The sequence below is a fragment of the Kitasatospora sp. NPDC008115 genome, from assembly GCF_042957205.1.
Taxonomy (GTDB): Bacteria; Actinomycetota; Actinomycetes; order Streptomycetales; family Streptomycetaceae; genus Kitasatospora.
Window position 1 is genome coordinate 1 of record NZ_JBIBHU010000022.1, and the last position, 20,118, is coordinate 20,118.

Sequence of the window (20,118 nt, forward strand, 5' to 3'; positions counted from 1 at the left end):
CCGTTCCATCAGGAACCGACCCGATCTGGTGATCCGTCAGCGAGCTCATCAGTGTCTCCCTTGGTCAGGGTGTCCACCTGATTCATGACACTCCCCCCCGGTCCGTGCCGCAGGTGAGGGACGTCGGGTGGAACGGAGGGGTGGTGGCATGCCGGAGCAGATCCCGGTGCCCGGTCTTCAGGTGTCCGAGCGGCTCGGCCGACCGGGCGAGCCGGTCGTGGAGTCCTCGTCCGCGGTCCGCAGGCACCTGGCCGCGGTCGTGGAGCGGGCCGGTCGCGGGACCCCCACGATCATCACGCGGCGCGGGCGGCAGGAGGCCGTGCTGATCGGAGCCGCCGAGTACCGGTGGCTGAAGCGGGTCGAGGCGGAGGGGGCGGGCGTTCCGGTCCAGCCGCCCGGTTGCGCGGAGCCGGGCGACCGCCGGGAGCGGCGTCGGCGTTGAGCCCGGGCGGAGCGGGAACGCGGCGGCCCCCGCCCGGGTGGGCGGGGGCCGGCATGACGCGCGTGCGGGGATCGGCGGTGGGGTGGGCGGTCAGGCGGCGGCCGGATCGGGGGTGGCGGCGGGGGCGGCGGGGAGGTGGCGCATGAGGCGGTAGGCGAGGAGGGAGGCGCCGACCGCGAGGACGAGGCCGACGACGGCGGCGACGTGCAGGCCGTCGGTGAAGGCGGTGCGGGCGGTGGCGAGGAGGTCGGCGCCGAGCCGGCCGGGCAGCTGGGCGGCGACGGTGACCGCTCCGCCGAGGGTGTCCTGCGCGGTGCGGGCGGCCTCGCCGTCCAGTCCGGCTGGGAGGGTGCCGTCCAGGCGGGAGCGGTAGACCGCGGCGCCGGCCGCGCCGAGCAGCGCGATGCCGAGGGAGCTGCCGAGCTCGACGGCGGTCTCGGAGGTGGCGGAGGCGGCGCCGGCCCGGTCGACGGGGGCGGCGGAGACGACCATCTCGGCGGTGAGGGTCATGGTGCCGACGGTGCCGGCGGCCAGCACGCCCGCCGCGGTGAGGATCAGCGCCAGCGGGGAGTTCGGGCCGACCAGGGTCATCATCGCGAAGCCGGCCGCGCCGATCAGGAAGCCCCCGGCCATCATCACCGCCGGACGGACCTTCCCGGCGAGGGCCGAGCCGAGGCCGACGGCGGCGCCGACGCCCACGCTGGGGACGAGCGACCAGAGCGAGGCCGTGAGCGGGCTCATGCCCTTGACCAACTGGAGGTACTGCGAGGTGAAGAGGGTGAAGCCCATCATCGCGAACATCGCGACGGTGTTGACGCTGATCGCCCCGCTGAACGCGCGGATCCGGAACAGGCCGAGGTCGAGCAGCGGGTTGGCGGCGGTGCGCTGGCGCCAGTAGAACGCGCCGCCGAGGAGCAGTCCGGCCGGGACGGCGAGCGCGGCGAGCGGGTCCCAGCCGTCCACCGCGAGCGTCTTGACGCCGTAGACCAGCGGCAGCACGGCGGCCAGTGAGAGGGCGGCGCCGAGCAGGTCGAAGCCGCCCTGGCGCGGGGAGCGGTACTCGGGGAGCAGCACCGGGGCGGTGAGCAGGACCAGGGCCATCACCGGGACGGCGAGCAGGAAGGCCGAGCCCCACCAGAAGTGGTCGAGCAGCAGGCCGCCGGCGACGGGTCCGAGGGTGGCGCCGGCGGTCAGGATGCCGCCCCAGGCGCCGAGCGCGACCTGGCGCTGCTTGGGGTCGTGGAACATGTTGCGGATCAGCGCGAGGGTCGAGGGCATCACGGTGGCCCCGGCGACGCCCAGCAGGCCGCGGGCGGCGATCAGCTGGCCGGCGCCGTCCGCGTAGGCGGCGAGCACCGAGGCCCCGGCGAACCCGGCGGCGCCGATCATCAGCAGCCGGCGGCGCCCGATCCGGTCGCCCAGCGCGCCCATGGTGATCAGCAGCCCGGCCAGCAGGAACGAGTACATGTCCATGATCCACAGCTGTTCGGTGCCGCTCGGCGCCAGCGTGGTGGAGATGTAGGGGACGGCGAAGAAGAGCACGCCCATGTCCATGGTCAGGACGAGGGTCGGGAGCAGCAGGACGGCCAGGCCGATCCATTCGCGACGGCCTGCGCGGCCGGTGGTTGCGGTCATGGGGAAGACGGTACGGACGTGTCAGACGCTTGTCTAGTACGTTTGTGCAAGACGTTCGTTCGAGACGATCGTGCGAGACAATCGTCTAGGACGCACGTAGCATGCGGGCATGGGAAATCGCGAGGACCTCATGGCCGGCGCCAAGCACTGCCTGATCGAGAAGGGCTACGGGCGCACCACCGCCCGGGACATCGCCACCGCCTCCGGCGTCAGCCTGGCGGCGATCGGCTACCACTTCGGTTCCAAGGAGGCGCTGCTCAACGCGGCGCTGATCGAGGCGACGGGGGAGTGGGGCCTGATGCTAGGGGCCGTGGTGGCGCGGGCCAACGAGGCGTCCGAGGAGCCGGAGGAGCGGTTCGTCGCGGTCTGGGACGGTGTGCGGGAGAGCATCGCCGAGCACCGCGGCCTCTGGGCCTCGCAGTTCGAGGCGATGGTGCAGGTGGAGCGGACGCCGGAGCTGCGGGAGGCGATGGCCGGGATCCAGAAGGAGGGGCGGCTCGGGCTGGCGGCCCTGTTCCAGGGGCTCCCCGAGGTACCGGACACCGAGGAGGAGCTGGCCCGCGGCACCTTCTACCAGGCGCTGCTGGTCGGCCTGGCCGGGCAGTGGCTGGCCGCCCCCGGTCTGGCGCCCGGCGGGCGGGAGCTGCTGCGCGGGCTGGAGCTGGTCGGCGGCTCGGTGCTGAAGCCGAAGCCCGCGCCCGAGTGGCACGGTTCCGACGACCCGGAGTGGCACGGCCCGGCGGCCTGAACCACGCCGTGTTCGCCGTGCTCGCCGGGTTCGCCGGGTTCGCCGTGCTCAGACGGTGACGGCCGTCAGCAGCACCACCGAGTCGACGTGCGCCAGCAGGCCGTGCCGCTCCTGCGGGACGGCCTGCAACTGCCCCGCCGCGAGCTCCTCGTGCCGCCCGGCGATGGTGAGCGACACCCGCCCGCGCAGCACCTGGACGCTGGCGGCGGCCGGGGCGTTGTGCTCGTCGAGCGAGGTGCCGGCGGTCAGCGCGATCACCGTCTGCCGCAGCACCCCGTCGTGCAGCACCAGATGGGCGCTGCGCCCGTGCGGGCTCTCGGCCGCCCTCGCCGCGTGCTCCGCGACGAGCTGTTCGAGATCGACCATCGCGCGTCCTCCTGCCGTCCGGGTGCCGTCCTGCTCCGCGGGCGCTCCTGCGGCCCAGCGTCCCGGACAGGCCCCGCGCCCGCATGCCGAAGAGTCGTCGGAACGCCGCCGGAACGCCGCCGAGGCGTGCCCGGCCGGGCCGCCCGCAGGCGCGCTCGGCGTGCGGCGGCGGCCGACTGGCTCCATCGTGGAGGCATGGCGACCAACGAGCGTTTTCTCAGCGGGTTCCAGGTCAACCGCTCGCTGCTGGCCGGCGGCGCGGTGCTCACCGGCATCGGCGCGCTGTTCGGGACGGCGGGCGCGGTGATGGTGTGCGCGGCGCTGGCCACGGCCGGCCGCAACTGGGTGCGGCGGCTGGATACCCCGCCGACCGCCGTGGCCCAGCGGGCCCTGCACGAGGCCAAGGTGGCGTCCGCGGCCGGCTGGGACGCGTGGCGTGCCGAGCACCACTCGCCCAACTGATCCCGGCGCGCCGCCCGTTCACCCCGTCCGCGTTCACCCCGTCCGCGTTCACCCGCCCGACTCCGCCGGACGGGTGAACGGCGGCGCGTCCTACAGTCCGAGCGACTTGGCGACGATGCTGCGCATGACCTCGCTGGTGCCGCCGTAGATCCGGAACACCCGGTTGTCGGTGTAGAGCCGGGCGATCGGGTACTCCAGGATGTAGCCGTAACCGCCGTGCAGCTGGAGGCACTTGTCGATCACGACGGACGCCGACTCGGTGCAGAACAGCTTCGCCGCCGCCGCGTCCGCCACCGTCAGCGCGCCGTCCTGGTACAGCTCCAGCGCGCGGTCGACCATCGACTGCTGCGCCATCACCTGGGCCTCGCAGTCGGCCAGCGTGAACTTGGTGTTCTGGAACTCGGCGACCGCCTTGCCGAACACCTTGCGGTCCTTGACGTACTGCACCGCGAACCGCACCGCCGCCGCGGCGGCCGCGTACGCGCCGACCGCGATCGCCAGCCGCTCCTGCACCAGGTTGTGGGTCAGGTAGCCGAACGCCTTCCCCTCCTCCCCGAGCAGGTTCTCCACCGGCACCTTGACGTCCGAGAACGCCAGCTCGGCGGTGTCCGAGGTGCGCAGCCCGATCTTCTGCAGCTTGCGGCCGACGCTGTAGCCGGGGGAGGCCGTGTCCACGCAGAGGATGGAGAGCCCGGCCCGACGGTTCTCCGGGTCGTGCGGAGAGGTGCGGCAGACCACCAGGACGAGGTCGGCGAGGACGCCGCCGGTGATGAAGGTCTTGGCGCCGTTGACGACGTAGTGGGTGCCGTCCTCCGAGAGCCGCGCGGTGGTGGAGATGCCGGCGAGGTCGGAGCCGGCGCCCGGCTCGGTCATCGCGATCGCGGTCATCAGATCGCCGGAGACGAAGCCGGGCAGCCAGCGCCGCTTCTGCTCCTCGGTGGCGTACTCCAGCAGGTAGGGCAGCACCAGGCCGGTGTGCACCCCGGAGGAGCCGAAGCTGACGCCGGCCCGCGCCGTCTCCTCGGCGACCACCGCCTGGTACTTGAAGCCGCTCTCGCCCGCGCCGCCGTACTCCTCGGGCACCTCGATGCCGAAGACGCCGAGTGCCCCGAGCTGGCGGTAGAAGTCCCGCGGCGGGTGGCCCTCGGCCTCCCAGCTCTCGTAGACGGGGACGACCTCGTTGGCGATGAAGTCCCGGATGGTCTCCCGGAAGGCCTCGTGGTCCTCGGTGAACACGGTGCGGCGCACGCGGCGCCTCCCTTCGACGGTGCCTGACGTTCGGTGGAGCCGGCGCGGCGGTCCCCGGACGGCCCGCCGGTCGCCCGACAAGTTAATCGCGGGTAGCTTCGGCTGTCCAGGGTGGGGAGGGCGGCGTCCGGGCCGCTGTGAACGGCCTGGTGGCGGGCTTCGCGGGGCCTCAGGTGAACGCCTGCCGGCCTGCCGGGCGGCCTTCGGAGCGGCCTTGGGAGCGGCCTTGGGAAGCGTCGTCGGAACAGCCTTCGGAGCAGTGTTCGGAGCGGCTGCCGGGACACGGGGAGGGGCGGACGGCGTGGTGGTGCCGTGGTCGCCGATCGCCTCCACCGTGAGGGCCACCACCGGCTCTCGACGGGCGGAGGTCGTCGCGGGCGCCGGCACCACCGCCCTCGCGCTCCACCGGCACTTCCGGGGGCCTGGACGCGCCGTCGGACGTGCGCGCCGCCGGTTCGACGGCCGAACCCGCCGTGGCGGTCGCCCACCGCCCGTCGGCCCGCCCGCCCGGCGGCGCTGCGCCGCGGCCTGCGAGCCGACGTCGTCCTGATGACGGCGGCGCTGCGGGCCGAGCGCTCCTGTCTCTCGGCCGCTCCGCTGCCGCGCCGGGCCGAGCGGCTGCTCCGCGAACCGCTCGTCGCCGTCGCGGTCCGGCCCGACGGCATCGCGCGACGCCGCGCCCGGCACCAGGCGGCACCGTAGCCGCTGCCGGGGACGGGCCGGCCGCCGCGTCGGGAGGATCTGCCGGCGGCGGCCCTGGCGCGCGCGGCCGGCGGCTGCTCCGGGACGACGTCGGCGGCGCGATCGCCGCCGCCCCGGCCGGGACTTGCCGGGCACGCTCAGCGGTGGAGCGCCGCTCAGTCCTCGGCCGACGGTGCGACCGGGGCGACCGGGGCGGCGGGGCCGCCGTTGCCCTGCAGTGCGCTGACGGAACCCGCGTTGCCGGAGACGGCGAGGGTGTTGGCCTGGTTGCCGGCGCCGGAGCCGGTGGCGGTCTGCTGGGTGCCGGTCACATTGCCGACGACGTTGCCGAGGACGTTGTGGGAGCCGGTGTTGCTCACCACGCCGCTGGTGGACTGGTGGTCCGCGCCGGCGCCGTTGTCGGCGTGGGCGGCGCCGGCGCCCGCGAGCAGGAAGGCCCCGAGGGCGGTGACGGCGGCGGCTGCGCGGATACGGGACACGGTGGTCTCCCTGGAAGTGGAGTGCGAATGGTGGCGGCTGCCGGAGTGGCCGCTCCGCAGCGCCGTTGCCTGACGTCGCGCGACCAGGATTCACCGGGGCCGCGGACGAACTCCACCGCCCGGGCGCGGATTCGCCCGATGGTGGGATGCGGATGATTGTCCGACCGGCTCCCGAGCCGGAGCCGGTCGGAGATCACTTGGTGAATGCTTTACTGTTTCATTGCCAAGAGTCGACCTTCCTACAGGCCCCTCAGGAGTCCGCACCGTGACCAGCCTCGCCCTCGGCCCGTCCTGGCTCGATCCGAACCACCTGATCTCCACCTTCGGGCCGATCGGCATCCTGGCCATCGTCTTCGCCGAGTCCGGCCTGCTGATCGGCTTCTTCCTCCCCGGCGACTCGCTGCTCTTCACCACCGGCCTGCTGGTGGCCGACGGCGACTACCTGGACCAGCCGCTCTGGCTGATGTGCCTGCTGATCGTGATCGCGGCGGTGGCCGGCGACCAGGTCGGCTACCTGTTCGGGCGGAAGGTCGGCCCCAGCCTGTTCCGGCGCCCCGACTCCCGGCTGTTCAAGCAGGAGAACGTGGAGAAGGCGGCGGCCTTCTTCGAGCGCCACGGGCCGAAGGCGATCGTGCTGGCCCGCTTCGTGCCGATCGTCCGCACCTTCACCCCGATCGTCGCCGGGGTGAGCGGGATGAACTACCGGGTCTTCGTCCTCTTCAACGTGATCGGCGGCGTGCTGTGGGGCGCCGGCGTCACGGTGCTCGGCTACTTCCTCGGGCAGATCCCGTTCGTCCGGGACAACATCGAGGCGATCCTGGTCGGCATCGTGCTGGTCTCGGTGATCCCGGTGGCCGTCGAACTGCTCCGTGCCCGCCGCTCCGGCCGGGCCGTCCGGGCCGGGGCCGACGCCGCCCGGGCCGACGCCGGTGCGCCCCCGGCCGCTCGCAGCGGCGGCCGCCACCGCGCCGGGTAGGCGTCCGGGGACGGCCGCGCCCGCCGTCGCGTACATGTGCGTCCTGCAGTTCGATCAGGCAAGGTGTATGCGGAGATCGAACGGCGGCCCGGGGGACCGGCACCGCCAGGGGCGGCAAGGAGCGGACGTGCCGAAGCGGGGCCGACCGGGCGGCGGCAAGAGGGCCAGGGGCGGCCGGGGCGGCCGTCCGCAGCGCCAGGCCCGCCCGGCCGCCGGTGCGCGGCCGGTCCACCCGTCCGAGGCGCCGCCCACCGAGGGGCTGCTCGGGCACCCCGCCCCGGTCGTCGAGCCGACCGTGGAGATCCCGCTCGCCCTGCCCGCCCCCGAGACCAAGGGCCTGCTGGCCCCCGAACCCGAGCCGGAGCCCGCGCCGGAACCCGAGCCCGCGCCCGGAGCGCGGCCCGGGCCGCCGGGGGCCGTGGCGGACGCGATCCCCCCGGTGTACCGCCGCCGCTCCGCGGCCGAGGACACCCTCACCCCCGAGGAGTGGCGGGCCGCCGGCTACACCCCGCCGACCGGCATCCCGCTCGGCGCGCTCAGCCCCGGCGCCCCCGGTGAGGCGCCCTGGCCGGACCGGATGCGCACCCTGCTGCGCACCCCGATGTCCGAGCGCCCCGCCTTCGAGCGGACCGCCCGCGAGCTGCACCCCGCCGCGGCCGCGGCCCGCAACGTTCCGCGCATCCTCGACCTGACCCTGCGCATCGGCGAGCTGCTGCTGGCCAGCGGCGAGGCCGCCGAGGACGTCGAGGCGGCCATGCTCGGCATCGCGCACGCCTACCGGCTGGACCGCTGCGAACCGCAGGTGACCTTCACCCTGATCGGCATCTCGCACCAGCCCTCACTGGTCGAGCCGCCGATCACCGCCGACCGCGTGGTGCGCCGCCGCACCTCCGACTACACGCGGCTGAACGCGGTGTACGAGCTGGTCGCGGACATCACCGCCGAGCGGGTGAGCGTCAACGACGCCTACCGCCGGCTCGCGGTGATCCGCCGCAACCGGCACCCGTACGCGGCCTGGCTGCTCGCGTTGAACACCGGCCTGCTGGCCGGCGCGGCGACCTTCCTGGTCGGCGGGAAGATCGACGACAAGGCCTGGCTGGTCTTCCTCAGCGCCTTCGTCGCCGCCGTGCTCGGCGACCGGCTGGCCTCGCTGATCGCCCGTCGCGGGCTGCCGGAGTTCTACCAGTTCGTGCTGGCCGCGATGCCGGCCGCCGCCTCCGGCATCGTGCTCTCCTTCAACGACCTGGGCCTGCGCGGCTCCGTGGTGATCACCGGCGGGCTGTTCGCGCTGCTGCCCGGACGCGCCCTGGTCGCCGCCGTGCAGGACGGTCTGACCGGCTTCTACATCACCGCCGCGGCCCGGCTGCTGGAGGTCATCTACCTGGTGGCGGGCATCGTGATCGGCGTGATGCTGATCCTCTACCTGGGCGTCGGCTTCAACGCGAAGCTCAAACCGGACGAGTCGCTGGTCGGGATCAGCTACCCGCCGGTCCAGATGGCCGCCGCGATGGTGCTGACCCTCGCCTTCGCGATGCTGCTGCAGACCGACCGCCGCTCGCTCGCCCTGGTCACCCTGAACAGCGGCATCGGCTGGGCCAGCTACGGCGTGCTGGCGTACAACGCCGGGGTCTCGCCGATCGTCGCGACCGGGGTGGCGGCCGGCCTGGTCGGCCTCTTCGGCCAGCTGATGGCGCGCTACCGCAACGGGTCCGCGCTGCCGTACGTCACCGCCGCGATCGGGCCCCTGATGCCGGGTTCGGCGCTCTACCTCGGCATGCTCTCGTTCGCCCAGGGCCACCCCAGCGGGGGCCTGGTCCAGATCACCCGGGCCGCCGCGATCGCGATGGCGCTGGCCATCGGCGTCAACCTGGGCGGTGAGATCGCCCGGCTCTTCATGAAGCTCCCGGTCGGGGTCGAGCGGCCCTCGCTCGCCCCGGTGATCCCCCGCCGGGCCGCCAAGCGCACCCGCGGCTTCTGACGCCGGCCGTTGGCCCCCGGGCCATGTCGCGGCAGGCCGCACGCAGCACCAGGAACGAAGGTAAGACCCATGACCACACTGCTGGACGGCTACCGCGAGCACATCGTCGCCACGCACAAGCAACCGCTGTTCCTGCTGCTGGTCGGGTTCATCACCTCGTTCGTGTTCATCCGGTTCAGCGTGCGGATGATCCGGGCCCAGGTGCGCTGGTGGCCCGGCAACGTGACGCCGGGCGGGCTGCACATCCACCACATGGTCTTCGGCCTGGGATTCCTGCTGGCCGGCGGCATCGGGGTGTTCGCGACGTACGGCGGGCACCCGTGGATCGACGTCTTCGGGCTGCTCTTCGGCATCGGCTGCGGCCTGGTGCTGGACGAGTTCGCGCTGATCCTGCACCTGGACGACGTCTACTGGAGCGAGCAGGGCCGCAAGTCGGTGGACGCGGTGATCTTCGGCATCCTCTTCACCGGCCTGCTGCTCGTCGGCTACGTCCCGCTCGGCGCCGAGCCCACCGGGGAGACCAGGTGGGGGCTGGTCACGATCATCTCGGTGAACGCACTGGCGATGGTCGTCACCCTGCTCAAGGGCAAGGTGTGGACCGGGCTGCTGGGCATCATGGTGCCCGGCCTCTCCTGGGTGGGCGCGATCCGGCTGGCCCGCCCGAGCAGCCCCTGGGCGCGCTGGCGGTACGCCGCGAGCCCGCGCCTGCGGTCCCGGGCGCTCCGGCGCGAGCGCCTGCTGCACCGGCGTGCGGACCGGGCCCGCACCTGGCTCTTCGACCTGATCGCCGGGGCGCCCGACAAGGTGCCGGCCCACCACCCGGCCGCCCACCGGGTGGCCGAGCAGATGGCCGCCCGGGCCACCGCCCACCTCGACGCGCACGCCGCCCGGGCACTGGCCCGGCGCTCCGCCCGGCTGGCCGACCGCCGCTCGGCGGCGGGCGGCGCGGAGCACCCGTCCGGGAGCCGCCGGAGCACCGGTGCCGTCGGCGCCGCGGCGTACGGCGGGTCGGACGGCTACGGCGGCGCGGCCGGCCGGGCCGGGCGGCACGGCCGCTCCCAGCAGCGCCGGCGGGTGGTCCGGGCGGGCCGCAGCCGGACGTACGCGGTCGAGCCGGCCGGCCAGGAGCCCCGGCCGGACCGGCGGCGCCGGCTGCGGACGCGGACCCGCAGGATGAGCCGGTAGTTCGTACCCCCTGGTGTCCGGCCGGAGTCGAGGCGCGGTCGGATCATCCGATGGTCACCCGGTCGGCGGTGCGGGCTTGAGGTGTGAAAGCGGCCCGACTTGAGAACATGTCGGACAGTGACCGTCTTGTCACGGAATGGGATGCTTCGCCGGGCCTCCGGCGGTGGCGGGCCCCGGCCGGGCCCGTCGTCACCCCGGTCCCGCGGCGGCGCGCGCGTGCGGCCGCTCCACTCCCTCGTGACCGTTCGAAGGGGTGCATCATGGCGCGCAGGCTCCTGCCGACCCTCCTGTTGTCCCTCACCTCCGTGCTCGCACTGCTCCCCGCCGCGGCGGCCGCCCCGGTGGTGCCGGGCCCGGCCGCGCCCGCCGCGCCGGTCGCCCCCGTCGGGCCGTCTGCCGCCGCGCCGTCCGCCGCCGATCCGTCCGGGGCCGGCGCGGCGGGGGAGCAGGCCTTCCCCTCCGCCGAGGAGATCGACCGCTCCCGGGCCGAGGCCGACCGCCAGGCCGGCGCGGTCGCCGCCATCGAGGCCGGCCTGACCGCCGCCAAGGCCGATGTCGACCGGGCCGCCCGGACCGCCGAACAGGCCGTCGAGGCCTACAACGGCGCCCAACTGACCCTCACCCGGGCCCGCGTCGAGCAGTCCGCCGCCGCCGACCGGTCCGCCGTCGCCGAGGCCGAGCGGTCCGCGGCCGCCGAGGATGCCGCCGCCCTGGCCGCCGAAACGTACCGGCAGGGCACCAGCGCCGAACTCTCCGCGATCAACGCCCTGCTCGGCGCGCGAGGCCCGCGCGAGGCCGGGGACCGGGCCGCGGTGGTCGGCGTCGCCAGCGACCGCACCCGGCAGATCCTTGACGCGGCGGTCTCCACGGCCGCCGGAGCGGCGAAGGCGGCCGCCGCCGCGCGCGCCGCGACCGAGACCGCCGAACGGGCCGCCGCCGCCGTCGGGGCCGCCCGGTCACGCGCCGAGGCCCGGCTGGCGGACCAGCAGAACCAGGTCACGGCCACCGCACTGCGGCGCGAGCAGCTGCTCGCCGAACTGGCCGCCGCCCGCCACACCACCGTCGAACTGGAACGGCAGCGGCGCGAGGCGCTGGAGGCGATCGCCGCCCGGGAGGCCGAGGCCGCCGCCCGCGCGGCGGCCGAGAAGGCGGCGGCCGAGCGCGAGGCGGCGGAGCGGGCCGCCGCCGAACGGGCCGCGGCGGAGCAGGCCGCCCGGGAGGCCGAGGCCAGGGCGGCCGCCGAAGCCGCCGCGGCAGCCGAAGCAGCCGAACGCGCGACGGCCGCCGAGGCCGCCGAACGGGCCGCCGCCGCCGCGAAGGCCGCCGCCACCCCCGCACCACCGCCGCCGCGCCCCTGGTCGGCCGAGGGCGCGGCGGACGCCATCGCCTTCGCCCGCTCCAAGATCGGCCTGCCCTACGTCTGGGGCGGCGAGGGCCCCGGCGGCTACGACTGCTCGGGGCTGACCATGATGGCCTGGCGCCAGGGCGGCAAACGCCTCAACCACTTCGCCGCCGACCAGTACGCCCAGTCCACCCCGGTCACCTACCGCCAGCTTCGCCCCGGCGACCTGGTCTTCTGGAGCACCACCGGCCGCGCCGCCGACATCCACCACGTCGGCATCTACATCGGCGACGACCAGATGATCGAGGCCCCCCGCGCCGGCGTGCCGATCAAACAGGCCAGCCTCTGGATCATGGGCACCCCGGACTTCTACGCTCGCCCCTGACGGGGCGGTGCCGTGCTGGGGGTGGATGTCTGGCGTTCGGGCCGGTGCGGCGGGTCGGTGGGCTGGGGTGGCCTGGCCGGGCGGTTGGCCCGTCCTGTTGCGGGGCGGGTGCTTGGTGGGTAGGTGCCCCGGATTTCTACGTCCGCTCCTGACGGGGCGGTGTCGTGTTGGGGGTGGGGGTGGATGTCTGGCGTTCGGGTCGGTGTGGCGGGTCGGTGGGCTGGGGTGGCCTGGCCGGGCGGTTGGCCCGTCCTGTTGCGGGGCGGGTGCTTGGTGGGTAGGTGCCCCGGATTTCTACGTCCGCTCCTGACGAGGAGGCGCCCGCGCCACGGGCCGGGATCGGACGTCGGCGTCCGGCCAGCGGTTTGCCCGCCCCGTTGCGGGTGGGAGTAGAACGCCCGGCCCTGCGGCCGGCGCGGAGCGCGCGGCGGCCGCAGGGGCGGTCCGGTCGTCCCGTGACGGTAGTCGGCAAGCAGGCACCGGACTTCTACGCCCACCCGTGCCGCCCCGGCCGGGGCGGAGTGTGCGGCGGGTCGGAAGGCCGGTCGTCCTGTCGGTATCCGGCGCGCAGGTGACCCGGACTTCTGTGCCCGTACCTGGCCGGGGTCAGGCGCCCGGCCGGCCGGCGGGGAGGGCGCGCCCGCTCACGGCGTGAGCGGCAGGCACTCGGCGAGCAGGGCGAGGATGTCGCACCAGGCGCGTTCCGCGTGCAGCGGGTGGTGGGCGACGCCGGGGACCACGGCGTGGTCGACCGGCGGGTGGTGGAAGGCGTGCTGGGCGCCGCCGTAGACCACCAGGCGCCAGTCGACGCCCGCGGCCTGCATCTCGGCGGCGAACGCGTCCCGTTGCGCGGGCGGCATGATCGGATCCTCCGACCCGACCCCCGCCCACACCGGGCAGCGGATGCGCGCCGCCTCGCCGGGGCGGCCCGTGGTCAGGGCGTTGACCGTGCCGATCGCCCGCAGGTCCACGCCGTCGCGCCCGAGTTCCAGCGCGATCGCGCCGCCGGTGCCGTAGCCGATGGCGGCGATCCGGTCCGGGTCGGTCCGCGGTTCGTCGAGCAGCACGTCGAGTGCCGCGTGGCCGATGTCCCGCATCCGGTCGGGGTCGGCGAGCAGGGGCATCGCGCGCGCCAGCATCTCCTGCGGGTCGGTGAACCAGCGCCCGCCGTGGAGGTCGAAGGCCAGTGCCACGTAACCCAGTTCGGCGAGGGCGTCGGCCCGGTGGCGGTGGACGTCGTTCAGGCCCGGCCCCTCGGGGCCCAGCAGCACCGCCGGTCCGCGGCCGGTTCCGGCCGGGAGCGCGAGGTGTCCGATCATCGTCAGGCCGTCGGCGGGATAGCGGACCGTGCGTGTGGTGACCGTCGTCATGGGACCGGACCCTAGTGCGGTTCCGGCCCGTTGGGACCGGACTTCACCGTGGGCGGACAGCACGGCTCCGGCCCCGCCTCCGCGGCCGGAATAAATCGGGTGCCGTCGCCGAAATCCCGCCGTACGGTGAGGGAATGGGCAACGAAACGAACGGCGGGCCCCGTGATCCGGGCAGCGGCCGCTTGAAGGAGCAGGGCGACATCGTCGACGGGATCGAGATCCGGGCGGTCGGCGAGGACGAGGTCGAGGAGTGGGACCGGGCGCTCGCCGTCGGCTTCCTGCGTTCGCACGTCGGCCGGGCGACGGAGTTCCGCCGCCGCCAGTGGGAGCCGGACCGGATGATCGGGGCGTTCGACGGCGACCGGATCGTCGCCACCTTCCGCAGCTTCGACGCCGAACTGACCGTCCCCGGCGGCGCGGTGGTGAAGGCCGACGCGATCACCGCCGTCACCGTGACCGCCACCCACCGGCGGCGCGGACTGCTCCGCCGGATGATGACCGGCGACCTCGCGGCCGCCCGGGAGCGCGGCGCCGCCGTCGCCATCCTGGTCGCCGCCGAGTACAACATCTACGGCCGCTACGGCTTCGGCCCCGCCACCCGCGGCCACGGCTGGAACATCGACCTGCTGCGCGCCGGCGGCCTGCGGGCCGATCTGCCCACCGTGCCCGGCGGGCGGATCGACCTGGTGAGCATGGAGGAGCTGCGCAAGACGGGCCCCGAGCTGTTCGACCGCTGGCGGGTCACCCAGCCCGGCGCGATCGACCGCGACGAGCTGACCTGGCAGCGCCACACCGGCGAGATCGAGGTCCCCGGCTTCGACTGGAAGGAGCCCTTCGCCGTCATCCACCGGGACGCCGAGGGCACCCCGACCGGCCTGGCCGTCTACAAGGTCGACGACACCTGGGACGGCTCCTACCCGAACTGCACGCTCACCGTCCATGATGTCTTCGCGCTCGACCGGCCCACGGCCACCGCGCTGTGGCGCTACCTGTTCTCGGTCGACTGGGTGCGCAAGGTCACGGTCGAGAACGTCGGCCCGGACGACCCGCTGCCGATGCTGCTCAACGAGCCGCGCGCCGCCACCCCGCACGCCGAGAACGCCGACTTCATGTGGCTGCGGGTGCTGGACGTCGAGGCCGCCTTCAACGCCCGGACGTACGGCGCTCCCGGCCGCGTGGTCCTGGACGTCGAGGACCGGGACGGCTACGCCGAGGGCCGCTGGGCGATCGAGGTCGCCGCGGACGGCACCGGCCGCTGCGTGCGGACCACCGACGAGGCCGACCTGGCGCTGGACGCCTCGACGCTCGGCGCGCTCTACCTGGCCGGCGAGACGCTGCCCAGGCTCGCGGTGGCCAACCGGGTCACCGAGCTGCGTCCGGGCGCGGTGGCCGCCGCGGACCTGCTGCTGCGCACACCGCTGCTGGCCTGGAACATCGACGGATTCTGACCGGCCCTCACCCCCGGCCCGCGCGGCCGGGGGTGCCCGCCGCCACTGCCGCTACTTCACGGCGGTCTTGCCGATGGTGGGCAGGATGAAGTCCTGGATGAGGCCCTTGGCGTCGCGCACGATCGGCCGGAACACCCGGTAGCGCGACAGGTTGATCACCCGGGCCGCCATGGGGGTCGAGCGCCGCACGAACTCCCGGGTCCGCTCGGTGTCCTCGGTCCGGTCGAAGACCCAGTAGAGCACCACGACCATGAGGTGCAGCCACAGCACGTCGGGCAGCAGTTCGACCAGTTCGGCGTCCAGCTTCGGCGCCAGCTCGGAACCCTGCAGCACCTCGCGGAACAGCTCGACCGCCGTCGCCCGGGCCGGGTGGGACTCGTTGGAGAACGGGCTCAGCGAGCTGCTCGGGTCGGCGGCGGTGCGGAAGAACTGCGCCGCGAACTCGTGGTACGGGGCGGCCGTGTCGAGCCAGGAGGTCAGCGCGATCTCCAGCCGTTCGGCGAAGTCCCGGGTGTGCGCCATGCGGTTCCTGGCGTCCGCCGCGTGGTCGTGCGTCATGCCGTCGTAGAACCCCTGGATCAGGAATTCCTTGGCCGAGAAGTAGTAGTAGGCGTTCCCGACCGAGACGCCCGCCTCGGTGGCGATGGCACGCATGGTGGTCTTCTCGTAGCCCCGCTCCTGGAAGAGCCGCATCGCGGTCTCCAGGATCAGGGCCCGGGTCTGCTCGCTCTTGTCAGTCTTCGGCTGCGCGCGGCTGCCGCGCGCCTCGGCGGGGCTCGCGGCGCCCCCGTCGGTACCGCCGGTGCTGTCGTTCGCCGCGCTCGTGCCGTTCGTCGCTGCCAGGTCGTCCACGGCCACGAGCCTAGCCCGATCGGGTCAGTCCCAGCCGGTGTCGGCGCGTGCGGCACCGGATGCCCCCTCCGCATCCGGTGCCGACGCCGTCCTCGGATTGATTTCGAACGCGTTCAAAGTCATGGCCTGACTCTAAGTCATCACTTGAACGCGTTCAAGTGCGGATGGGATGCTGGACCCATGAGCACCGTGATACGGCACGGCACCGCCCGGGATGCCGGGGCCGTCGCCGAACTGCACTCCGCCAGCTGGCGCACCGCCTACGCCGGCCTCGTCCCCGACGAGGCCCTCGGCGACGGGCTGGCCGCCGAACGGCGCGAGATCTGGGAACTGCGGCTCGCCGCCGACTACGGCGGACCGGAGACGACCCCCGAGCTGTTGATCGCCGAGCGGGACGGGGACGTCGTCGGGTTCGCCTACGTCGTGCCGCACTGGGACGGCCGGATCCTGCTCGACAACCTGCACGTCCGCCCCGGGCTGACCGGCGGCGGCATCGGCCGCGAGCTCGTGGACGCGGCCCGCAGGCACACGGCCCGCCGCCACCCCGGGACCGACCTCTATCTGGAGGTGCTGCAGGCCAACACCCGGGCGGTCGCCTTCTACGAGCGCGAGGGCGCCCATCGCACGGACGCGCGCGAGGGCGTCTTCCCGGGCGGCCACACGCTGCCGGAGTACGAGTACACCTGGCCGGCCTCCGAGCTCGCCCGTCACTGGTCGTAGACGGTCACCGGCACCCCCCGTCCGGTCAGCCGGGCCGTCACCAGCGGCTCCACCGAGCTCCAGCGCCCGCCCGCCAGCCCGCACCCGATCCGCGGCATGTGCACGGAGGCGCCCAGGTCGAGCGCGTGCCCGCCCAGTGTCGCCAGCGCGGCGTCGATCGCCTCGTAGCGCACCGGCGGCCCGGAGGAGCGGCCGGTGCGGATGCCCCGCTGGCCGACCATGTTGGCCACCCAGAGGTGCTCCCCGACCCGCACCAGCTGCACGGCGCCCAGCCCGAAGTCGTTCGACGCCCGCTCCCGGTGCCACCGCCGGTACGCCGCCTCCGGTTCGCTCCAGCGCCGCGAGAGCGCGACCACGAACCCCTTCCCCCACCCGCCGAGGTCGTTGCAGACGTGCGCGATCACCTGCACCCCCTTCCCCGGGGGTGCCGTGGCATCGCCCCGGACGTAGGTAATGGTGCTCGTCTCCGCCATGCCTCGAACGCTAGTGCGCACCACTGACAGTGCGTTCGGGGCCTTTCGTCCGGACGCCCAGATGGTGGCGGCCCGCGAGGGAGATCAGCAGGGCGAGCACCGCCGCCACCGCCGGGATCCAGTAGCCCGCGCCGGGGCCCGCGTGCTCGGCCAGGGCGCCGGCCAGCGCCGAGCCGCCCGAGATGCCGACCAGGATGCCGGACACCGCGATCGCCATCCCCTCGTTCAACTGTCGCCGGGGCAGCAGCTCCTGGAGCAGCGTCATGCCGGTGACCATGGTCGGCGCGGTCCCCGTGCCGGCGGCGAACAGCGCCGCCCCGAGCAGCGCGAGCCCCGCGCCGCCCAGCCCGGCGGCCAGCGGAAGGAGCAGCAGTCCCGCCATCGCCGCGACGCCCCGCAGGAAGCGGGCGCCCGCGGGCCCGGCCGGCCGGAGCGTCCCGAACACCAGCCCGGCCACGCAGGACCCGGCCGCCACCAGGGCCAGCAGCCCGCCCGCGACCGGCCGGTGCCCCAGCGCGTCCGCGTAGGCGACGGTGGTCAGGTCGAGCGCGCCGAAGATCATGCCGGTGCTGAGGAAGGTCAGCGCCAGCACCCGCAGGCCCGGCACCCGCAGCGGCGAGCTGTGCCGTCCGTCGGCCGGGCGGGCGGCGAGCGGCGGCTCGGTGCGGCGCTGGGCCGCGAAGAGCAGCGCGCCGACCGCGCCCAACCCGCCGGCGGTGAGCAGCCCGGCCTCCGGGGCGATCGCCGCGCACAGCACCATGCCGAGCACCGGCCCGGCCATGAAGCAGAGTTCGTCCAGCGCCTGCTCGAAGGAGTTGGCGAGGTGCAGGTCGTCCGGCTCGTCCCGGAGCAGGTGCGCCCAGCGGGCCCGGGCCATGCCGCCGAGGTTCGGCGCCGCCGCGCCGGCCGCCCAGCACAGGAACAGCGTCCAGTCCGGCGCCCCGGCGCGGACGCAGAGCAGGAGCGCGGAGAGCGGCAGCACGTTGTAGAGCACCGCCGGGACGGTGACCCGTGCCTGCCCGAACCGGTCGACCAGCCGGCCGATCAGCGGCATGCCGACCGCCCCGGTGACCAGGCCGGCCGCCCCGACCGCGCCCGCCAGCGCGTACGAGCCGCGCCGTTCGGCGAGCAGCACCACCAGCGAGACGCCGGTCATCGACATCGAGAGCCGGCCGAGCAGCCCGGCCAGGGTGAAGGCGGCGGTGCCGGGCCGGACGAACAGGCGTCGGTACGGGGCGAGCATGGGACTCCGCGGGAAGAGGGGGAGGGGAGGGCCCCAGCCTCGGGCCGCCGGCCGGGCGCGGTCCAACACCTGTTCCGCCGCATTGACAACAGTGCGTTGTCAATCGCCTCGGACCCTCCGGCCCGGGCGCGTTGCTAGCCTGCCGCCATGCCCCGTGACCTGCATCCCCGCCTGCTCCGCGGTTTCGTCGCGACCGCCGAGACCCTGCACTTCGGGCGGGCCGCCGAGCGCCTGCACGTGGCCCAGCAGGCGCTCAGCCGGGACGTCCGGACGCTGGAGCGGCTGCTCGGCGACGCGCTGTTCACCCGCACCACCCGCAGCGTCGAACTCACCGCCGCCGGCCACGGGTTGCTGCCCAAGGCGCGCCGGCTGCTGGCGCTGCACGACGAGATCCTGGCCGGCGCCGGGCACCGTCCGCTGCTGCTCGACCTCAACAGCGACGTCACCGGCCCGGACCTCACCAGCGACCGGCTGCTCCAACGGGCCCGCGCCGTTTGGCCGGAGGGGGAGATCCTGGCCCGCTTCCACGGCGGTCTGGCGGCCGCCGCCGACGAGCTGCTCGCCCACCGCCTGGACGTCTCGTTCGGCCGCTTCGCCGGTCTGGCGGCCGGGGTGCGCTCCCGACTCGCCCAGCGGCCGGTCCGGTTCGAGCGGGTGTCGGTGATGATGGCGGCCGGCCACCCGCTCGCCGGGCGGCCGGTCCTGCGGGTGGCCGAGCTGGCCGGCCATCCGGTGGACGTCTGCGCGGGCAACCCGGCGACCACCGAGTGGGCCGACCTCGGCCTGCGGCTGCTGCGCGAGCACGGTCTGACGCCGGCCGCGCCGCGCGTCCCGCCGGTGGGGGTGGACGAGACGGCCCGCTACCTGGCCCGGCACGGCGATCCGATGCTGACCACGGTCGGCGGCCCGACGCTGCCGGGCTCGGTGAACGTGCCGCTGGTGGAGCCGGTGCCGCTCAGCCTGGTGAGCCTGGTGCACCGCCCGGACCTGCGGCATCCCGGGCTGGCCGCACTGCTGTCCGCGGCCGCCGAGCTGGGTGCGCGCGAGGCGTGGCTGCGCCGCCCGTCGGGCGGCTGGCTCCCGGCGCCGGACGCGGCGCTGCTGACGGCCTGAGCGGTCCGCCGGGGGTCTGGCGAAGATGGTGCACGAACCTGTCCCGGATCAGGAATCACCGGGTAGCGGACGGTTGTTCGGGCCGTATACGACCCCGCCCCTGCCGCTCGGGGGTCGGCAGGGGCGGGACGGGTGCGGGCGCGCGGCCGGTGGGGGAAACCGGCGGTCGCGCGCCCGCGGTCGGGGAGGGCCCGTGGGGCCCGGTGCCGCGGTCGGCCGGGTCAGGCCGCCTTCACGGCGGAGATGTCGAAGGTGAGCTTCACCTTCTCGCCGATCAGCACGCCGCCGGTCTCCAGCGCCGCGTTGTAGGTCAGGCCCCACTCGGTGCGGTCCAGGACGGCCTTGCCCTCGAAGCCGACCCGGTCCACGCCGTACGCGTCGATCGCGGCACCCGTGAAGTCGAGGTCCAGGACGATCGGGCGGGTGACGTCCTTGATGGTGAGGTTGCCGGTCATCCGGTAGGAGTCGTCGCGCACGCGCTCGGCGGAGACGCTGCGGAAGCTCATCTCGGGGAAGGTCTCGGCGGCGAAGAAGTCACCGGTGCGCAGGTGCTCGTCGCGCTGGGCCTGGTTGGTGTCGATGCTGCCGACCTTGATCACCAGTTCGGCGCTGGAGTTGGCCGGCGTGGAGCCGTCCAGGTGCAGCCTGCCGTCGTACTCGGTGAAGCGGCCCTTGACATTGGTGACCATCGCGTGGCGGACGGAGAAGCCGATCTCGCTGTGGGTGGCGTCGATGGTCCAGTCGCCGGAGAGGTGGCCGAGGTCCGGGCCCTCCGCGACGGCGACGGCGGTGGTGGTCGCGGCGGCGACGTTCTTGTTGCGGTTGAACAGGCCCATGGCTCCTCCTCGGGTTCGAAGCCATTTGTTTAGGCTTCAACTTGTTGGCTCCACTGTAGCCCGTGTTCGTTCAAAGTTCAACCAATGCCGCGAGGGGCCCGTCGGTAGGGTCGGA

General features: G+C 74.5%; 20 protein-coding genes. 11 read left to right on the forward strand and 9 right to left on the reverse strand.

Features of this window, described 5'->3' with window-relative positions; translation table 11 throughout:
• The first annotated feature begins 148 nt into the window (after positions 1 to 148).
• Positions 149 to 442 (forward strand): type II toxin-antitoxin system Phd/YefM family antitoxin, encoded by a 294-nt coding sequence (locus ACFZBX_RS25480; protein ID WP_391536109.1) that lies wholly within the window; start codon positions 149 to 151, stop codon positions 440 to 442.
• A 90-nt stretch (positions 443 to 532) separates the two neighbouring features.
• Here the strand turns inward: ACFZBX_RS25480 and ACFZBX_RS25485 are convergent, their stop codons facing one another.
• Positions 533 to 2,077, reverse strand: a complete 1,545-nt coding sequence (locus ACFZBX_RS25485) for an MFS transporter (protein ID WP_391536110.1) — start codon at positions 2,075 to 2,077, stop codon at positions 533 to 535.
• 109 nt (positions 2,078 to 2,186) lie between these two features.
• Between ACFZBX_RS25485 and ACFZBX_RS25490 the strand changes: the two genes are divergently transcribed.
• Entirely contained in the window at positions 2,187 to 2,825 is a 639-nt protein-coding gene (locus ACFZBX_RS25490) for a TetR/AcrR family transcriptional regulator (RefSeq protein ID WP_391536111.1), read from the forward strand.
• A 48-nt stretch (positions 2,826 to 2,873) separates the two neighbouring features.
• On the opposite strand, the gene ACFZBX_RS25495 is transcribed toward ACFZBX_RS25490, so the two are convergent.
• Positions 2,874 to 3,191 carry a cupin gene (locus ACFZBX_RS25495; RefSeq protein WP_391536112.1) on the reverse strand — a complete coding sequence of 106 codons (318 nt, stop codon included), beginning with the start codon at positions 3,189 to 3,191 and terminating at the stop codon, positions 2,874 to 2,876.
• 195 nt (positions 3,192 to 3,386) lie between these two features.
• On the opposite strand from ACFZBX_RS25495, the gene ACFZBX_RS25500 reads away from it, so the two are divergent.
• Positions 3,387 to 3,653: a hypothetical protein gene (locus tag ACFZBX_RS25500; protein ID WP_391536113.1), complete on the forward strand. Its 267-nt coding sequence runs from the start codon at positions 3,387 to 3,389 to the stop codon at positions 3,651 to 3,653.
• A 90-nt stretch (positions 3,654 to 3,743) separates the two neighbouring features.
• Here the strand turns inward: ACFZBX_RS25500 and ACFZBX_RS25505 are convergent, their stop codons facing one another.
• The gene (locus ACFZBX_RS25505; protein WP_391536114.1) at positions 3,744 to 4,901 is read right to left on the reverse strand and encodes an acyl-CoA dehydrogenase family protein; all 1,158 of its coding nucleotides are present in this window, start codon (positions 4,899 to 4,901) and stop codon (positions 3,744 to 3,746) included.
• Positions 4,902 to 5,450: 549 nt separating this feature from the next.
• Here ACFZBX_RS25505 and ACFZBX_RS25510 point away from each other — a divergent pair.
• Positions 5,451 to 5,603: a hypothetical protein gene (locus ACFZBX_RS25510; protein WP_391536115.1), complete on the forward strand. Its 153-nt coding sequence runs from the start codon at positions 5,451 to 5,453 to the stop codon at positions 5,601 to 5,603.
• Positions 5,604 to 5,758: 155 nt separating this feature from the next.
• Here ACFZBX_RS25510 and ACFZBX_RS25515 read toward each other — a convergent pair whose 3' ends face one another.
• Positions 5,759 to 6,082: a hypothetical protein gene (locus ACFZBX_RS25515; RefSeq protein ID WP_391536116.1), complete on the reverse strand. Its 324-nt coding sequence runs from the start codon at positions 6,080 to 6,082 to the stop codon at positions 5,759 to 5,761.
• A gap of 265 nt (positions 6,083 to 6,347) precedes the next feature.
• Between ACFZBX_RS25515 and ACFZBX_RS25520 the strand changes: the two genes are divergently transcribed.
• From ACFZBX_RS25520 to ACFZBX_RS25535, 4 genes are all read left to right on the forward strand, one after another.
• Positions 6,348 to 7,058 carry a DedA family protein gene (locus ACFZBX_RS25520; protein WP_391536117.1) on the forward strand — a complete coding sequence of 237 codons (711 nt, stop codon included), beginning with the start codon at positions 6,348 to 6,350 and terminating at the stop codon, positions 7,056 to 7,058.
• 127 nt (positions 7,059 to 7,185) lie between these two features.
• A complete protein-coding gene (locus ACFZBX_RS25525) occupies positions 7,186 to 9,036 on the forward strand; it encodes a threonine/serine exporter ThrE family protein (RefSeq protein WP_391536118.1) in 1,851 nt (616 codons plus the stop codon).
• A 69-nt stretch (positions 9,037 to 9,105) separates the two neighbouring features.
• A complete protein-coding gene (locus ACFZBX_RS25530) occupies positions 9,106 to 10,221 on the forward strand; it encodes a hypothetical protein (protein ID WP_391536119.1) in 1,116 nt (371 codons plus the stop codon).
• Positions 10,222 to 10,481: 260 nt separating this feature from the next.
• Positions 10,482 to 11,948 (forward strand): C40 family peptidase, encoded by a 1,467-nt coding sequence (locus ACFZBX_RS25535; protein ID WP_391536120.1) that lies wholly within the window; start codon positions 10,482 to 10,484, stop codon positions 11,946 to 11,948.
• A gap of 644 nt (positions 11,949 to 12,592) precedes the next feature.
• Here ACFZBX_RS25535 and ACFZBX_RS25540 read toward each other — a convergent pair.
• Complete coding sequence (locus ACFZBX_RS25540) at positions 12,593 to 13,318, reverse strand: dienelactone hydrolase family protein (RefSeq protein ID WP_391536121.1); 726 nt, start codon at positions 13,316 to 13,318, stop codon at positions 12,593 to 12,595.
• Between the two features lie 134 nt (positions 13,319 to 13,452).
• On the opposite strand from ACFZBX_RS25540, the gene ACFZBX_RS25545 reads away from it, so the two are divergent.
• Positions 13,453 to 14,766 (forward strand): GNAT family N-acetyltransferase, encoded by a 1,314-nt coding sequence (locus tag ACFZBX_RS25545; protein ID WP_391536122.1) that lies wholly within the window; start codon positions 13,453 to 13,455, stop codon positions 14,764 to 14,766.
• 51 nt (positions 14,767 to 14,817) lie between these two features.
• Here ACFZBX_RS25545 and ACFZBX_RS25550 read toward each other — a convergent pair whose 3' ends face one another.
• Positions 14,818 to 15,618 (reverse strand): TetR family transcriptional regulator, encoded by an 801-nt coding sequence (locus ACFZBX_RS25550; protein ID WP_391536123.1) that lies wholly within the window; start codon positions 15,616 to 15,618, stop codon positions 14,818 to 14,820.
• A 180-nt stretch (positions 15,619 to 15,798) separates the two neighbouring features.
• Between ACFZBX_RS25550 and ACFZBX_RS25555 the strand changes: the two genes are divergently transcribed.
• The gene (locus tag ACFZBX_RS25555; protein WP_391536124.1) at positions 15,799 to 16,338 is read left to right on the forward strand and encodes a GNAT family N-acetyltransferase; all 540 of its coding nucleotides are present in this window, start codon (positions 15,799 to 15,801) and stop codon (positions 16,336 to 16,338) included.
• Here the strand turns inward: ACFZBX_RS25555 and ACFZBX_RS25560 are convergent.
• Both ACFZBX_RS25560 and ACFZBX_RS25565 read right to left on the reverse strand, forming a co-directional pair.
• Positions 16,326 to 16,811, reverse strand: coding sequence for a macro domain-containing protein (locus ACFZBX_RS25560; protein ID WP_391536125.1), 486 nt, complete (start codon positions 16,809 to 16,811; stop codon positions 16,326 to 16,328). The genes ACFZBX_RS25555 and ACFZBX_RS25560 overlap by 13 nt on opposite strands.
• A gap of 10 nt (positions 16,812 to 16,821) precedes the next feature.
• Positions 16,822 to 18,054 carry an MFS transporter gene (locus ACFZBX_RS25565; RefSeq protein ID WP_391536126.1) on the reverse strand — a complete coding sequence of 411 codons (1,233 nt, stop codon included), beginning with the start codon at positions 18,052 to 18,054 and terminating at the stop codon, positions 16,822 to 16,824.
• A gap of 147 nt (positions 18,055 to 18,201) precedes the next feature.
• Between ACFZBX_RS25565 and ACFZBX_RS25570 the strand changes: the two genes are divergently transcribed.
• Entirely contained in the window at positions 18,202 to 19,167 is a 966-nt protein-coding gene (locus ACFZBX_RS25570) for a LysR family transcriptional regulator (protein WP_391536127.1), read from the forward strand.
• A 221-nt stretch (positions 19,168 to 19,388) separates the two neighbouring features.
• Here ACFZBX_RS25570 and ACFZBX_RS25575 read toward each other — a convergent pair whose 3' ends face one another.
• Complete coding sequence (locus ACFZBX_RS25575; RefSeq protein ID WP_391536128.1) at positions 19,389 to 20,003, reverse strand: YceI family protein; 615 nt, start codon at positions 20,001 to 20,003, stop codon at positions 19,389 to 19,391.
• Positions 20,004 to 20,118 lie beyond the last annotated feature (115 nt).

Excerpts from the sequence above, each read along its gene's own strand:
- ACFZBX_RS25480 (WP_391536109.1), top strand. The coding sequence starts at position 149 with ATGCCGGAGCAGATCCCGGTGCCCGGTCTTCAGGTGTCCGAGCGGCTC.
- ACFZBX_RS25485 (WP_391536110.1), bottom strand. The coding sequence starts at position 2,077 with ATGACCGCAACCACCGGCCGCGCAGGCCGTCGCGAATGGATCGGCCTG.
- ACFZBX_RS25490 (WP_391536111.1), top strand. The coding sequence starts at position 2,187 with ATGGGAAATCGCGAGGACCTCATGGCCGGCGCCAAGCACTGCCTGATC.
- ACFZBX_RS25495 (WP_391536112.1), bottom strand. The coding sequence starts at position 3,191 with ATGGTCGATCTCGAACAGCTCGTCGCGGAGCACGCGGCGAGGGCGGCC.
- ACFZBX_RS25500 (WP_391536113.1), top strand. The coding sequence starts at position 3,387 with ATGGCGACCAACGAGCGTTTTCTCAGCGGGTTCCAGGTCAACCGCTCG.
- ACFZBX_RS25510 (WP_391536115.1), top strand. The coding sequence starts at position 5,451 with ATGACGGCGGCGCTGCGGGCCGAGCGCTCCTGTCTCTCGGCCGCTCCG.
- ACFZBX_RS25530 (WP_391536119.1), top strand. The coding sequence starts at position 9,106 with ATGACCACACTGCTGGACGGCTACCGCGAGCACATCGTCGCCACGCAC.
- ACFZBX_RS25535 (WP_391536120.1), top strand. The coding sequence starts at position 10,482 with ATGGCGCGCAGGCTCCTGCCGACCCTCCTGTTGTCCCTCACCTCCGTG.
- ACFZBX_RS25540 (WP_391536121.1), bottom strand. The coding sequence starts at position 13,318 with ATGACGACGGTCACCACACGCACGGTCCGCTATCCCGCCGACGGCCTG.
- ACFZBX_RS25545 (WP_391536122.1), top strand. The coding sequence starts at position 13,453 with ATGGGCAACGAAACGAACGGCGGGCCCCGTGATCCGGGCAGCGGCCGC.
- ACFZBX_RS25555 (WP_391536124.1), top strand. The coding sequence starts at position 15,799 with ATGAGCACCGTGATACGGCACGGCACCGCCCGGGATGCCGGGGCCGTC.
- ACFZBX_RS25560 (WP_391536125.1), bottom strand. The coding sequence starts at position 16,811 with ATGGCGGAGACGAGCACCATTACCTACGTCCGGGGCGATGCCACGGCA.
- ACFZBX_RS25565 (WP_391536126.1), bottom strand. The coding sequence starts at position 18,054 with ATGCTCGCCCCGTACCGACGCCTGTTCGTCCGGCCCGGCACCGCCGCC.
- ACFZBX_RS25570 (WP_391536127.1), top strand. The coding sequence starts at position 18,202 with ATGCCCCGTGACCTGCATCCCCGCCTGCTCCGCGGTTTCGTCGCGACC.
- ACFZBX_RS25575 (WP_391536128.1), bottom strand. The coding sequence starts at position 20,003 with ATGGGCCTGTTCAACCGCAACAAGAACGTCGCCGCCGCGACCACCACC.